We start from the raw sequence: 14,168 nt of genomic DNA on the forward strand, positions 1-14,168 counted from the left end.
CTGCGTTCGGATGTCATCTCACCTGTTGCCGTGGCGCAGCCTCCTTGCCAAGGGGGCTTTACTCTCGCACCAGACCGGGTAGGACCAGGGCTACGGCGGCGGCGATGCGCGCGCGGATGTCGCTGCCCGGCGCCAGCAAGCCGAGCGCCATCTGGCGCAGCGGCTCCGCCATGGTCATCGCCAGCAGCAGATCGCTGGTTTGGGCGGTGTCCAGCTCGCGCAGCCAGCCCAGTTGCTGCTGGCGCTGTAGCCACGCCGCCAGGGTCGCCCTGCCGCGCGCAATGCCGTTCTCCTGATAGGCCGCCAGCAGGGCATCGCGCCCCGCGAACTCATGCTGCAGCAGCCGGAACATGCCGACCGCCTGCGCGCTCAACACCTGGCTGGCAATGGCTTGCAAACCCTGCTCCAGCATCTCCCCCAGCGCGCCTGGGTGAGTGGCATCCTGCTCGAAGGCCGGCTGAAAGGCATCGGTCCAGCTGCGCACCGCCTGCGCTACCAGTTCGTCGCGGTTGGCGGCGAAGCGGTAGAGGGTCTTCTTGGCGACCCCCGCCTGTTTGGCCACCGCATCCACGGTCGCGGCGCCGTAGCCCCCCTTGAGCAACAAGGTCAGCGTCGCCTCGGCCAGGGCGGCGCGCAGGTCGGCTTCCGGGGTGAGCGGGCGGCCTCGTGAGCGTGTCTCTTCATCGGTTTGCTGTGACATGATTGCCTCCTGGAAAGCATTGACAGACCCAGCATACAGGCATAGCTTAAATTAGGAAACGAATTTCGTTTCTTAATTTATCGGAGTCTCATCATGGATACTTCCCCGCTGTTTGCCCCCTGGGGCGTCAATGACATCAATGAGTTGCTCAGGCCGCAGCCGCTGCGCCTGGAAATGGGTCTGACCCGGAGCACCGACGGCCTGCTGACGGTCGCCATCCGCACCGATCTGCACGGCTGCAAGGGGCGCATGCTGGATTGGTGGTTCACCTTCTTCGAAACGACCCAGCACATCAGGTGGTGGCACCCGCACGACCACGTCGAGCACCGGGGCTGGGATCATCACTGGAAAAAAGGGGAGCGCTACGTGGGGGCCAGCATAGCGGCGGTGGAGTGGCTTGCCGAGCTGCCACCGGTGGCGGCCCGCCTCAAGTTCCATGGCGCCGAAGAGGTGTTCGCCCCGCAGCCGCTGCAGGAGGCGCGGGAGACGCAGGCACTCTCTGCCGCCATCTGCGCCCGCATCGGCTTTGGCGACGAGGTGGCGCTGGATGAGCAGGGGGCGCCGCTGGATGGCGAGATGCTGCACCTGGCGCGCGATACTTCCTATGGCTGTGTGCTGCGCAGCCGCTTCCTGCTGGGCAAGGCCTGCGCCAATCCGTTTGACGAGGTGCCGGACGAGGTAGGCTTCAACCTGATGCGCCACTGCTACAGCGAGTTCAGCTATCTGGCGCAGTTTTTGCCGTCGCTCTACTACGCGGAAAACGGCCGTGAGCCGGCGCCGACGCTCTGGTAATGGGTGCAGACCGTTAGCGCTGAACGTGGCTGAGTGCCTTGGCACAGCCAGGGAGCATGCCCGCTGTCGGGCTGTGGCGTGAGCCGCCGAGGGGCCATAAAAAAGGCTATGTCCCAATTACGTGTTGCATGGGGCGCCCCAGCGCCTCATGCAAGCAACGTGAGATATTCACTTCCCGCCCATAGCGCTCCAACATCCTGCGCCAACCCAGATAATTCCTCAGATAGTGGGTCGCGACCCCATGGAACCGTTCCATCCACTCCTTCAATCGCCTGTGGTACCCGTTCACATGTTGGATGTGATACGCCCCCACCACTCGCTCTCCCGCACGATTGTGCACCACTTGGTGGGTCATGCCCTGAGACTTGCTGAAACTGGCATACACCCCAGCGCCATCGCTGCACAGGACGGCATCCGGGGCGATAAGCGGCTCAAGTACCGCCTTCACTGCCCTGGCATTCAGCTGCTCCAACTGGAAGCCAGCCAGGTGGCCTGCTCGGTCTTGCACCACCACCACCGGGATGTAATCCGGCCCTGTGCCTCGGGTACGGCCTTTGCCGCCACGATGGCGGGCCGGGCGGGGTAATCCGCGCTGTCCTTTGAATGACTCCAGGAAGAAGGTCTCATCGACCTCGACGATACCCTCTTCCCGTACCGCCTGGTGGCTGGCCATGGCCTTCAGGAAGCGGTGACGCCACAAAAAGGCGGTATTTTTACCGACCCCGCAGCGGAGCGCTGCCTGCCGGACGGTCAGACCGTCGAGGAGGGCCTGGGCGTAGTCCTCCCAGCATTGGGCCTTGCGCAGTCTGGCCATGGGCGTCTTGGTGAGGACGGAACTGGTGCGCAGACACAGCTTGCAACGATAACGGCGCAGCCCTCGAGACCAGCCCCAGGGAGCCAGCTGTGTGGCCTCCTCGGCCTGGCAGTGAGGGCAACATTGGCATGCGGGGAGTTGAGTGGCCAACGAGGTGATGGGATGAGGGGGGGTGAGTTCATGTTGCGCGAGACGACGCTGACGCAAAGTGAGCAATGGGAAGAGGGACAGTAGATGTTGAAAGGCTTGGGTATCCATGATGGTGGCCCTCAAGGTGATGACCTACTTCAAGGTTAGCCTTTCAACACATAACTGGGACAGAGCCTAAAAAAACCGGGCACTTGGCCCGGTTTGTCATTGCGTCAGGATGCGCTTACTGGAATACCAGTACCATCAGCAGACCCAGAGTGATGGCGGACACCAGGAAGGCGAAGCCATAGAACACATAGTGGTGCAGCTTGGTGGTGTGGATCCCCAGGTCGTGCAGGCCGTGGTAGATGCGGTGCATGCCGTGCCAGATGGGCAGGGCGATGATCACCAGCAGGATGCAGGCACCCCACCAGGAGCTGGCGAACTCGAGTGCGCGTTCGTAGCTCATGGTCTCCACGTCCATGATGCCCATGGGCACCAGCAGACCGGTGATGAGGACAATGACCGGCAGCAGCATGGCAACCACCATGCCACCGGCACCAAACAGTCCCCAATATATAGGCTCGTCAGAACGTCTCATATTTTTTCCTCAAATCATGATTGAGAGATCGTGGCCAACGTTTCTGAGTGACAGCCCGGCACCAAACAGGCACCAATAACTGGGTTCGTCAGAACGTCTCATGGTTTTCTCCTCAGGCCACGATGATCAGGACAAGCAGGGATACCACCGCCAGCGCCACATACTGGGCGATGACGATCGGCTTCTCCGGCACCAGGTCTTCGCCACGGAAGATGCGCATGGCTTTCGGGGCCAGTGCGAACCAGGTCTTGGCGTGGAACAGGCAGGCTGCCAGGGCGATGACATGGAACAGGATGGCGATCGGGCTTTGCAGGGATTCCAGCCAGCCGTTGAACGCCTCCTGACCCTGTACCAGCCGCAACAGACCCCACATCAGCACGACGGCGTAGATGGAGACGAAGATGCTGGTGCCTTCGCGGATCATGTAACCGGTGTAGAAGGCATTCTTCAGCCACCAGTCTTTCTTCATTTCGCGGACGTAAGGCTTACGTTTGCTATTGGTGTTGTTCATGGTCTCATTCCTGATCTCAATCTGGCTTGAACATGGCGATCATGTAGTCCTTGGCGCTCTCGACCTTGCCAAGCTGGATGGCCGCCGCCGGATCCACGCCTTTCGGGCACACTTCGGAGCAGTAGCCCACGAAGGTACAACCCCAGACGCCCTCGTCCTGGCTGATGATCTTCATCCGCTCTCTGGACGCGCTGTCGCGGTTGTCGGCGTTGTAGCGATAGGCCAGCGCCAGTGCTGCCGGACCGGTGAACTTCTTGTTGATGCCATATTGCGGGCAGGCCGCATAGCACAGACCGCAGTTGATGCACATGGAGAACTGGTGATACTTCGCCATGTCAGCCGGGGTCTGGGTGTACTCGCCGTCGCACAGGCTGCGCGGCTCGGCCGGGATGATGTACGGCTTGATGCTCTCCAGCTTCTCGATGAAGTCGGACATGTCGACCACCAGATCGCGCTCGATCGGGAAGTTGTTGAGCGGCTCTATGGTCATCTTGCCCGGCAGGTAGTCGCGCAGGAAGGTCTTGCAACCCAGCTTGGGAATGCCGTTGACCATCATGCCGCAGGAGCCGCAGATCGCCATCCGGCAGGACCAGCGGAAGCTCAGGGTAGAGTCCAGATGATCCTTGATGTATTGCAGCGCATCCAGCAGGGACATCTCTTTGAGGTAGGGCACCTGGAAGGTCTGCATCCAGGGCTCGTTATCCTGCTCGGGACGGTAGCGCAGGATTTCAATTTCGATCATCTCAGCCATTCTTCTTAGCCTCGTCTTGTTTCTCACCCTCGGAACCGTATACGCGTTTCGCCGGTTGGGATTTAGTGATCTTCACATCGGAGTAATCGATGGTCGGGGCCCCTTCACCGTTGTAGAAGGAGAGAGTGTGCTTGAGGAAGTTCACGTCATCACGCTCTTCGTAACCGTCCAGACGCTGGTGGGAACCACGGGACTCTTTGCGGTTGAGGGCGGAGTGCGCCATGGCTTCGGCCACGTCCAGCATGTAGCCCAGTTCGATGGCGTACAGCAGGTCGGTGTTGAAGACCGAGGACTTGTCGTTGATCTTGATCTTCTTGTAACGGGCTTTCAGCTCGTTGATCTTGTCGATGGTGCCCTGCATCAGCTCTTCGGTACGGTAGATACCGACCCCGGCTTCCATGGACATGCCCAACTCGTTGCGGATATCGGCCGGGTTTTCGGTACCGTCGATATCGAGCAGGGAGAGGTGCTGCTTGATCAGCGCCTCGGCCTTGGCGGCCAGTGCCTGGGTGTTGCCGTGCTGCTGGGTCTTGGCAAACTCACCGGCGTGCTCGCCAGCTACCTTGCCGAATACCACGATCTCGGACAGAGAGTTGGAACCCAGACGGTTGGCGCCGTGCAGACCGACGGAGGCACACTCGCCTAGGGCGTACAGACCCGGCATGCGGGTGGCGCACTGACCGTTGGTTTCGATGCCGCCCATGGTGTAGTGGGCAGTCGGACGCACCGGGATCGGCTCTTTCACCGGATCCACACCCACGTAGGCCTTGGCCAGTTCGCAGATGAAGGGCAGACGCTCTTTGAGGTACTTCTCGCCGAGGTGGCGAAGGTCGAGGTGAACCACATCGCCCATCGGGCCCTGGATCACGCGGCCTTTTTGCTGCTCCTGCCAGAAGGCCTGGGAGAGACGGTCGCGCGGGCCCAGCTCCATGTGCTTGTTCTTCGGCTGGCCGACCGGGGTTTCCGGGCCCAGACCGTAGTCTTGCAGGTAGCGGTAGCCATCCTTGTTGAGCAGGATGCCGCCTTCACCACGACAACCTTCGGTCATCAGGATGCCGGTGCCCGGCAGTCCGGTCGGGTGGTACTGCACGAATTCCATGTCGCGCAGGGGCACGCCGTGGCGGTAGGCCAGCGCCATGCCATCACCGGTGACGATGCCGCCGTTGGTGTTGTAGCGGTAGACACGGCCGGCGCCACCGGTGGCCAGAATGACGGATTTGGCCTGGATGAAGCGGGTGATGCCGTTCTGGATGTCGAAGGTCAACACGCCCTGGACACGGCCATCTTCCACGATGAGATCCATGCAGAAGTGCTCGTCAAAGCGCTTGATGGTCGGGTACTTGATGGAGGTCTGGAACAGGGTGTGCAGAATGTGGAAACCGGATTTGTCTGCCGCGAACCAGGTGCGGGGGATCTTCATCCCGCCGAAACGACGCACGTTGGCCTTGCCGTCCGGCTTGCGGCTCCAGGGGCAACCCCAGTGCTCCAGCTGGATCATCTCGTTGGTGGCATTGTTGACGAAGTAATCGACCACGTCCTGCTCACACAACCAGTCGCCACCGGATACGGTGTCGTTGAAGTGGTTTTCGAGGGAGTCATCATCACGGACGACACCGGCGGCACCGCCTTCTGCGGCCACGGTGTGGCTGCGCATCGGGTAGACCTTGGAGATCAGGGCGATCTCCAGCTCCGGGTGGGCTTCTGCTATGGCGATTGCGGCACGCAGGCCACCGCCACCAGCACCGATGATGGCGACATCGGTCTTGATAATATCCACATCTGCCTCCTTAGGGATAGATTTGCTGGGCACGATTTTGCTCTATGAAAAAAATTCAGGCTTGATGCAAGTCAAACTGGTTTGTTTTAGTGCTTGGCAATGGTGACTTTTATCAAAATCACCCCATTCCTTGGATGAAAACGCCGTAATTATCGCCATCCTTCAGTTATCGGTATCAGCCGCTGTCATTGCTATGGTTATTTTAAGCTCAGGATTATACGTAGTTTTCTTTCAAAAAAATGAGAAACACCTCTCTTTTTAGGTATTACCCATAAAGTTTTTAAGTTTTTTATCAAAAATATTTAATAAGAATTATTCACGGATAGAATAATACTGTGCTTGAGTTCAAAAAACTAATCCGAGTGTTGGCCTTGATGCGTTGCTTTATGACGAGATAGCGCTTCGTATGGGGATTTCCATCCCCATAGTCCCGATGGTTGATGTGGTAATAACTATTGAAAAAAAAGCATTTTTTCATAAAAAAAGGGGCCTGTGTGGCCCCTTTGATTTCGGTTGATCAGATCCGGAACATGCCGACCTGATTGCTCAGTTCACCTGAAATATTTTTAAGTTGTTCAGACAGATGGCGAGAACTGTCGGCATCGACCGCCAGCTCGTCCGAGACATCCTTGACCGCCTGGATGTTGCGGCTGACCTCGTCGGTCACCGCCCGTTGCTCCTCGGCGGCGCTGGAGATCTGGGTGGCCATATCGGAGATCTGGTTGATGGAGGCAGTGATCTGCTCCAGTGCCTGGGTGGCATCGTTGGCATCTTCCACGCTGTTCTGGGCCAGCAACTGACCCTCGTGCATGGTGCTGACGGCGCCCTGGGTGTTGCGCTGCAGGGTTTCGATCATGCTGCGGATCTCGACGGTGGAGCTGTGGGTACGCTGGGACAGCACCCGCACCTCGTCGGCCACCACCGCAAAGCCGCGACCCTGTTCACCGGCCCGGGCCGCTTCGATGGCGGCGTTCAGCGCCAGCAGGTTGGTCTGCTCGGCGATGCCCTGAATGGTGGAGAGGATGGTGTTGATCTCCTGGGCGTTCTTTTCCAGCTCCTGAATGATGCCGGAGGCCTGCTTGACCTGGGTGGCCAGATCCGTGATGGAGCGCTGGTTGCGGGCGATCACCTGCTTGCCGTGCTCACAGCTGCTGGAAGAGCTGCGGGCCGCGTCGGCGGTCTGCTCGGCGTTGCTGGCCACCTCCACTGCAGTAGCGGACATCTCGTGCACCGCGGTGGCGATTTGGGAGATCTCGTTTTGCTGGCGCGCCAGACCCTGGCTCGATTTTTCCGCCATGTTGTGGGACGACTTGGCTTGCTGGTTCAGCTGTCCGGAGGAGTTGGAGATGTCCTGCACCATCACGTGGATCCGGTCGATGAAGGTGTTCACGTGCTTGGCGACGATGCCCACTTCGTCTTCACGCTCGATCTTGACGCGGCGGGTCAGATCGCCGTTGCCGCGGGAGAGATCGGCAATCGCTTCGCCCAGGGTTTTCAACGGGGCCAGCGAACCGTTGATGGCGACATAGGAGAAGCCGGCGACGATGAGGATGGTGAGCAGACCCTGCAGCAGGGCGGAGGTCACCATGCGGGAGACGGACTGATAGGCGACCGCTTCATCCACCACTATGCCGAAATACCAGTTGGTGTTGGGGATCTCGGTCAGGTCGAACACGCTGGGTTTGCCGCTGATCTCCATCTCGGAGATGGTGTTGTCATGGGCCAGCTCGTTGACCTTGGCGGCGGTCAGCTCGGGGGAGATGGCGGTGGCCTGTTTGAGGGCCAGCTCCTTGTCCGGGTGGGCAATGATGGTGCCGTTGCTGTCCACCAGGATGGCGTAGGTCCCTTCCGAGTTGATGGCCAGTACGTCGCGTACCAGGGCGTCGATGGAGACGTCACCGGCGATGACCCCCTGGGTATTGCCCCGGGTGAAGGGCTCGGCGATGGTGATGATCAGCTGGCCGGTGGTGATGTCGGCGTAGGGGGCCGTGATGGCCAGCTTGCCGGCGGCCATGGCGTCCTTGTACCAGGGGCGCTGACGAGGGTCATAGCCGGCTGGCAGATTGGTCGGCTTGCTCTGGATCATCTTGCCATCCTTGGTGCCGACGTAGACCAGGTCAAAGTTGCCGGCATTCATGGATTGGGCCAGATGGCTGATGGGTTCGTCTTCCTTGGCGAAGGCCTCCTTGGTGGAGGTGACCATGCTGATGCGGGCGTCCAGCCAGCGGGAGATGCCTTTCACATTGGCAGCCGAGCTGTCGTCGATGAAGCTCCAGATCAGGCGCTGGGTTTCGCTTCTCAGCTGGGTGGTGTTGTACCAGACCTGCAGGCCGGTGATGACCAGGATAATGGCCCCGATGGCGAGGACAAGCTTGTTCTTGATGGATAAGTTCATGTTTACATCCTTGTGAGCGTCAGTCTGCGATGTGTGGTTTTATTGTTATGGGCCAACACTGTATCGGCCAAAGTAGAACTTTTTGTATCCCGGTGCGCCTTTAAATTTATAGCTTAAATCAGCGGTTATCGATCTCCCCTGGCACAATGAGTCCGTTTTTGGCCGGCGGCAGGAAGCGGTCCGGCCGGTTGGTAAAGATGCCATCGACGCCGATGGCGGCCAGCATCGCCTGATCGGCGGGTTCATCGACCGTATAGACCAGCACCTTGAGTCCACGGTCGTGGGCATCCTGCACAAGAGCCTGATCGACAAAATCCACGTCGCAGTTGAGCGACCAGGCCCCCAGCTCGGCTGCAAACTTGGCGAGGGTGAGGGGAATGGTGGAAGTCAGTGCCCCCAGCCGGATGTCGGGGCGCAGAGCGGCAAAGTGGGCGAGCTCCGGGTGGTGGAAGGAGGAGACGACCCACAGCGTGGGCGCGAAGCCAAGCTCTGCCTCGGCACGTCGGGTCAGTCGGGCCACCTCGTCGGCTGTTTGTGCTCCTTTCAGCTCGATGTGCAGCTCGGCCTGGCCGGCAATTGCCTGCATCACTTGCCACAGGGTCGGGATCCCTTCTCCCTCACCGGCATCCAGGCTCGCCAGATAGGCGCGCGACTGGGCCGTCAACACGCCGCCGCCGTCGGTGCAGCGCTCCAGCCGCCGGTCGTGGAACACCCACAACTCGCCGTCGGCCAGCTGCACATCGATCTCGATGGCCCCGGCGCCCAGCGCCAGTGCCAGCCGGATGGCCTTGAGGGTATTTTCCGGCGCCAGTCCGCTGGCGCCGCGATGGGCAATGATCTGCATGATGTACTCCTGTGGTGCCTGCTCAGGCCCGGCTCAGACGAATGTCGATCTGCTGGTGCGGCAGCCCCAGCCCCTGTTGCTGCAATTTCTCCAGCACCAGCGAGTGGACCTCGTGGGTGATGGGCATGCGGTGATCCATGCTGTTCACGTAGAGCCGGATCTCGTAGATCAGCGCCGAGTCGGTGAATTCGATCAGGAACACCTCGGGGGAGGGGGTCTCCAGCACCAGGGTGGAGGCTCGGATCGACTCTTCCAGAATGGTCTGTATCTTTCTGGGCTCCTGGGTCAGGCCGATGCGGATGCGCAGCCGTACCCGAGTGATGGCGTCTGACAGAGACCAGTTGATGAACTGTTCTGTAATGAAGGCCTTGTTGGGGACGATGATCTCCTTCCTGTCCCAGTCCACTATGGTGGTGGCGCGGGTCTTGATCTTGGTGACGGTGCCGGTCAGCTCGCGAATGGTGACGGTGTCGCCGAGCCGGATCGGTTTCTCGAACAGGATGATGAGGCCCGACACGAAGTTGGCGAAGATCTCCTGCAGCCCGAAACCCAGGCCCAGGGAGAGGGCCGCCACCATCCACTGCGCCTTGGACCAGTCGATGCCGAGGATGGAGAAGCCGGTCAGCGCCCCTACCACCAGCACTATGTACTTGGTCACCGTGGTGATGGCAAAGCCGGTACCGGGGGAGAGGCTCAGGTGCTGGAGCAGGGTCAGCTCCATCAGGCCCGGCAGGTTGCGGGCGGTGACCACGGTCAGGATGAAGGTAAACACCGTCAGCATCAGATCCTGCAAGGTGATGGCGGAGAGCTGTTCGATGCCGCCAATCTTGCTGCTCACCTGCCACACCTCGATGCTGCGCAGGAAGCTGAACGCCGAGTTGAGTTCGGACCACTGCACCACCACCAGCATGGTGAAGCCCAGCATCAGCAGGGTGCGCACCAGCCCGAGCGACTGGGCGCTGATGGTATCCAGATCCAGCTCGGTGTCTTCCACCACGTCCGGGATCTCGGAGCTGAGCTCGTCATGCCCCTCTTCCCGGCCGCGCTGGGCCAGGATCTCGGCCCGCTTGCTCTTGGCCCGCTCGAAGGCGAGGCGGCGACGCTGGATCAGCATCCAGCGGTGCGCCAGATAGTAGACGAGCAGGCAGCCCAGCCCCATCAGCAGGCTCAGCTCCAGCTGGCGCAGCAGGATGCGGGAGGTATAGAAGTAGCCGAGCAGAGAGCCGATCACCGCCAGCAAGGGGGCCAGCATCAGGCTGTTCCAGATGAAGTGGTGCAGCAGGTGCGGCTTGGTCATGTCGGCCTGGCCCCAGGTGAGCGGCAGCCGCTCCCGGTTGAGGCGGGCGAAGAACAGCAGCAGCCAGAGGGCGCCGACGATGAAGGCCAGTCGGCCGAGGGAGTCGTAGAAGGCGTGCTCCTGATAGCTGTTGGCCATGCCCTGCACGAAGAAGCTGGGGATGATCACCAGCAAGAGGGTGCGAAACTGGCTCCACACCTTCTGCACCCGCTCCTTCTGCCAGCGGAAATGGAGGATCAGGATCCCTTTCTCCAGCGTCAGGTGACGGGCCATCAAGAGTGCCAGCAGCAGGAACCAGATCTCGCCAAGGCCGCGGGCCACCGCCACCGCGAACGGATATTGCCAGGCGCCGTCAAGCAGGCCGCGCACCATCAGCACCATGGCGGGCAGCGGCAGGGAGGCGAGCAGGGAGCGCATCAGCAGCCGGCTGGTGAGGCTGAACTTGTCCTGGGTCACCTTGCCGATGCGGGGCGCTATGTGCTGGCTGTAGTGGGTCAGGTGGCGAGCCAGTTTGAACCAGCACCAGGCCAGCACCAGGATGCCGATGCCGGCGAAGGTGAGGGTGATGGGGTTGTTCTCGGCGATGGCCTGGGGCAGTTGCAGCCAGTTGACCGGGTTGAGGGCGAGGCCGAGGGCCGCCGGCACCCCGAGCAGCACGGCCGGGGTGAGCGGGCGCACGTCCGGCATCCAGAACAGGTGGCTGGCGCTGAGCTCGCGGATCTCGTCGATCTTGCTGTTCTGGCGGCTGTAGAGCAGCTTGAGCCGGGTCTGCTCCTGAATGAGGCTGTCGGAGGCGTCGTTGAGCCGGGTCAGCAGCTGGCGACGGGCCTTGAGCAGGTTGTCGAGCACCGCCTGCTGGGCGCGATCGAGGGCCACTTCGTCGGTGGCCAGCAGCTGATCGCGCATCTGGCGTGGATCCTTGAGCGCGTCCTGCTCGGTCTCGTACTGGTACTTGGCCATGCGGGCGTTGACGATGGCCGACTCCAGCTTGTCGAGGGGGAAGTAGGCGGGCAGATCCGAGAGTTTGCTGCGCAGGTTCTCGCCGTAGGCGTTGCTGATCTGCAGCCACTCCAGTTGCTCGCGCACCGAGTTGACCAGGTCGTTCAGGCTCGACAGGTTCTTGTCGATCACCCGCTGCTCATCCTGCACCCGCTCTATCTGATCCTCCAGCGCGCCGAGCTGGATGGAGAGCGCCTGGTTCTGCTGTTGCTGCTCCAGCAGCAGCGGCATGTCGGAGGTGAGCTGCTTGCGCAGCCGCTCGCTCTCCGCCAGCGCCTGCTCGGTCTTGTCGCGGCGCAGCTGGTTCTGCTGGTTGAGCAGGCTGGCCTGCCACTCATCCTCGTCGGTGATGGCGAGGTTGAGCTCCTGCAGCCTGAGCTTGCCGAGATCGTTGCGCTGCTGGGCGGAGAGCTGCTCCAGCTCCAGCATCTGGATCCGGTCGGAGAGGCTCTGCTCCTTGAGGCGGGTGACCAGCTGCTGGGCATCCTGCAGGCGATCCGATTCGCTGCTGAAGCTGAGCCGGTCGAGCAGGGCGCGGGTCTGCTGCAACTGCTTGCGCAGCTCGTCGACCCGCAGGTGATACTCCTGGCCGGTGCTCTCCAGCTGGTTGAGGCTGTCCATCACCCCCTGGCGCTCCTTGCGCAGGTTGAGCTGGCGGTTGCTGCTCAGGCCGATGGCCTGGCGCAGCGCCTCCTCCTTCAGGGAGGAGAGGGCCGGGCGAGGCTGGGGCTGGTAGTTGTGCAGGCTCTCCTTGAGACGGGCCGACTCCTTGGGATAGTCGATGAGGATCTGCTGATAGGCCTTGCCCTGCTCGCGATAACGCTGGGCCTCCCGGGCAAACTGCAGCGCCTGCTGGTAACTTTCCCGCAACTTCTGGTTTTCCGGGGTGTCCGTCTTGGGCACGCTCTGCAGCAGCTCTTCCACCTGGGTGATGGCGTCATCGGCCTGGGCAAGGGGAGTGAGGAGAGTGAGAGAGAGCAGCAGGCAGAGCAGGCGTTGCAACATGGCGCACGTTTCCGTTCAGGTGAGGTCGCCCTAGCCTAAAGCAGGGGCCGGGGCGGGTAAAGTTTTCCATATTAATGATTTGTAACATAAATAACGAGCGTTTCCGGCCCGCTTTGGCTATCATTCTGGCCGTTTTTCCCTCCGTTGAGCGTTTTATGTCCGCAGTCGATCTGGGCACGGCCCCTCTTTCCCGCCTGTTCTGGCGCTACGTCACCCCGACCGTGGCCGCCATGCTCGTCACCGGCATCTATGTCACCATAGACGGCATCTTCGTCGGCCATATTCTGGGCCAGGACGGGCTGGCCGGCATGATGCTGGCGTACCCCATCTGCGCCGTGCTCTATGCGGTGGGGGCGCTGATCGGCATGGGTTCCTCGGCGCTCGCCTCGTTTTATCTGGGCAAGGGGGAGCAGGCGAGGGCCCGCCACATCGTCGGCAACGCGCTGGTGATGGTGCTCATCGCCTCTGGGCTGCTCGCCTTCATCGGCATCCGTTACGGCGAGGCCATGCTGATCTGGATGGGGGCGGAGGGAGTCATCTTTGACGCCGGTTTCGCCTATCTGCAGTGGTATGCCTGGCTCGGGGTCTTTGCGGTGCTCTCCATGGCGTTTACCGCCCTGCTGCGCAACGACGGGCGACCCGGCCTCACCACCTGGATCCTGGTGGGGGGCGGCGTGCTCAACGTGCTGCTCGATTACCTGCTGATGGCGGTGATCCCCTGGGGGTTGGCGGGGGCCGCCATTGCGACCATGCTTTCCCAGGCGGTGACCGGCGGCCTCTGCCTGTGGCACTTCTTCACCCCGCGCAGCCAGCTGCGCATTGGCTGGGACACCCTGCGACCCGACTGGCGGTTGATGGGGGAGACGCTGCGACTCGGGGTGTCGAGCTTTCTGATGTACCTCTACCTGTCAGTGGTGCTGGCGCTGCACAACAAGGCGCTGCTGGCGGTGGGCACCTCGCTGCACGTGGCGGCCTACGGCGTCATCAGTTACAGCGAGGCCTTCTTCTATCTCATCTTCGAGGGGATTGCCATGGGCATCCAGCCCATCGCCAGCTTCAACGCCGGGGCGGGCAACTGGGCGCGGGTGCTGCGGGTACGCAACCTGGCGTTGGGGGTGACGTTGCTGGTGGCCCTGTGCGGTATGCTGCCGCTCTATCTGTGGCCGGAGGGGGTGGTCTACCTGTTTGCCGGCGACAACGCGGCCCTCTTGCCGGTGGCCAGCCTCGGCATCTGGCTCTACTTCTGGGGCTTGCCGATGGAAGGCCTGCTGCTGGTGGGGGCCACCTACTTCCAGGCCATCAACCGGGCTCGTATCGCCTCCCTGCTCACCGGCGGCAAGCTGGTGCTGATCGGTGGTTTCCTGTGGGGCTTCTCCTCCCTGTGGGGGGTATCCGGCGTCTGGCTGGCATTGCCCACCTGCAGCACCCTGCTGGTACTGGTGATGTTGCGAGCCATGGGCAAGGAGGCGCGTCAGCACGCCGCCTGACATGTCGTCATTTGGTCATCAAAAAGGCAGCCTCGGCTGCCTTTTTCGTTTTGAGCGCCCCTGACA

11 protein-coding genes are annotated in these 14,168 nt (G+C 61.5%); 2 read left to right on the forward strand and 9 right to left on the reverse strand.

The annotated features are described in order from the left end of the window. Positions 1 to 58 precede the first annotated feature (58 nt). Complete coding sequence (locus OKB87_RS09925) at positions 59 to 700, reverse strand: TetR/AcrR family transcriptional regulator (RefSeq protein WP_270827293.1); 642 nt, start codon at positions 698 to 700, stop codon at positions 59 to 61. A gap of 93 nt (positions 701 to 793) precedes the next feature. On the opposite strand from OKB87_RS09925, the gene OKB87_RS09930 reads away from it, so the two are divergent. Continuing rightward, on the forward strand, positions 794 to 1,492 hold the full coding sequence (locus tag OKB87_RS09930; RefSeq protein ID WP_201355508.1) for a DAPG hydrolase family protein: 699 nt from the start codon (positions 794 to 796) through the stop codon (positions 1,490 to 1,492). 106 nt (positions 1,493 to 1,598) lie between these two features. Here OKB87_RS09930 and OKB87_RS09935 read toward each other — a convergent pair whose 3' ends face one another. The 8 genes from OKB87_RS09935 to mscM all read right to left on the reverse strand — a co-directional run bounded on the left by OKB87_RS09935 (position 1,599) and on the right by mscM (position 12,615). Continuing rightward, positions 1,599 to 2,564, reverse strand: a complete 966-nt coding sequence (locus OKB87_RS09935) for an IS1595 family transposase (RefSeq protein ID WP_270827295.1) — start codon at positions 2,562 to 2,564, stop codon at positions 1,599 to 1,601. A 115-nt stretch (positions 2,565 to 2,679) separates the two neighbouring features. Next, complete coding sequence (gene frdD, locus OKB87_RS09940) at positions 2,680 to 3,036, reverse strand: fumarate reductase subunit FrdD (RefSeq protein ID WP_011706986.1); 357 nt, start codon at positions 3,034 to 3,036, stop codon at positions 2,680 to 2,682. A gap of 112 nt (positions 3,037 to 3,148) precedes the next feature. Continuing rightward, positions 3,149 to 3,547 carry a fumarate reductase subunit C gene (locus OKB87_RS09945; RefSeq protein WP_005298336.1) on the reverse strand — a complete coding sequence of 133 codons (399 nt, stop codon included), beginning with the start codon at positions 3,545 to 3,547 and terminating at the stop codon, positions 3,149 to 3,151. A gap of 16 nt (positions 3,548 to 3,563) precedes the next feature. Continuing rightward, positions 3,564 to 4,298, reverse strand: coding sequence for a succinate dehydrogenase/fumarate reductase iron-sulfur subunit (locus OKB87_RS09950; RefSeq protein WP_011706985.1), 735 nt, complete (start codon positions 4,296 to 4,298; stop codon positions 3,564 to 3,566). Further along, on the reverse strand, positions 4,291 to 6,075 hold the full coding sequence (frdA, locus tag OKB87_RS09955) for a fumarate reductase (quinol) flavoprotein subunit (RefSeq protein WP_011706984.1): 1,785 nt from the start codon (positions 6,073 to 6,075) through the stop codon (positions 4,291 to 4,293). Before frdA ends, OKB87_RS09950 begins: the two co-directional genes overlap by 8 nt. 517 nt (positions 6,076 to 6,592) lie before the next feature. Then, entirely contained in the window at positions 6,593 to 8,470 is a 1,878-nt protein-coding gene (locus OKB87_RS09960; protein WP_270827296.1) for a methyl-accepting chemotaxis protein, read from the reverse strand. Between the two features lie 118 nt (positions 8,471 to 8,588). Then, positions 8,589 to 9,314: a glycerophosphodiester phosphodiesterase gene (locus tag OKB87_RS09965; RefSeq protein WP_270827297.1), complete on the reverse strand. Its 726-nt coding sequence runs from the start codon at positions 9,312 to 9,314 to the stop codon at positions 8,589 to 8,591. Between the two features lie 22 nt (positions 9,315 to 9,336). Further along, positions 9,337 to 12,615 carry a miniconductance mechanosensitive channel MscM gene (mscM, locus tag OKB87_RS09970; protein WP_270827298.1) on the reverse strand — a complete coding sequence of 1,093 codons (3,279 nt, stop codon included), beginning with the start codon at positions 12,613 to 12,615 and terminating at the stop codon, positions 9,337 to 9,339. 155 nt (positions 12,616 to 12,770) lie between these two features. On the opposite strand from mscM, the gene OKB87_RS09975 reads away from it, so the two are divergent. Further along, entirely contained in the window at positions 12,771 to 14,102 is a 1,332-nt protein-coding gene (locus tag OKB87_RS09975; RefSeq protein WP_270827299.1) for an MATE family efflux transporter, read from the forward strand. Positions 14,103 to 14,168 lie beyond the last annotated feature (66 nt).

The organism is Aeromonas sp. Y318-1, from assembly GCF_027706125.1.
GTDB lineage: Bacteria > Pseudomonadota > Gammaproteobacteria > Enterobacterales > Aeromonadaceae > Aeromonas > Aeromonas hydrophila.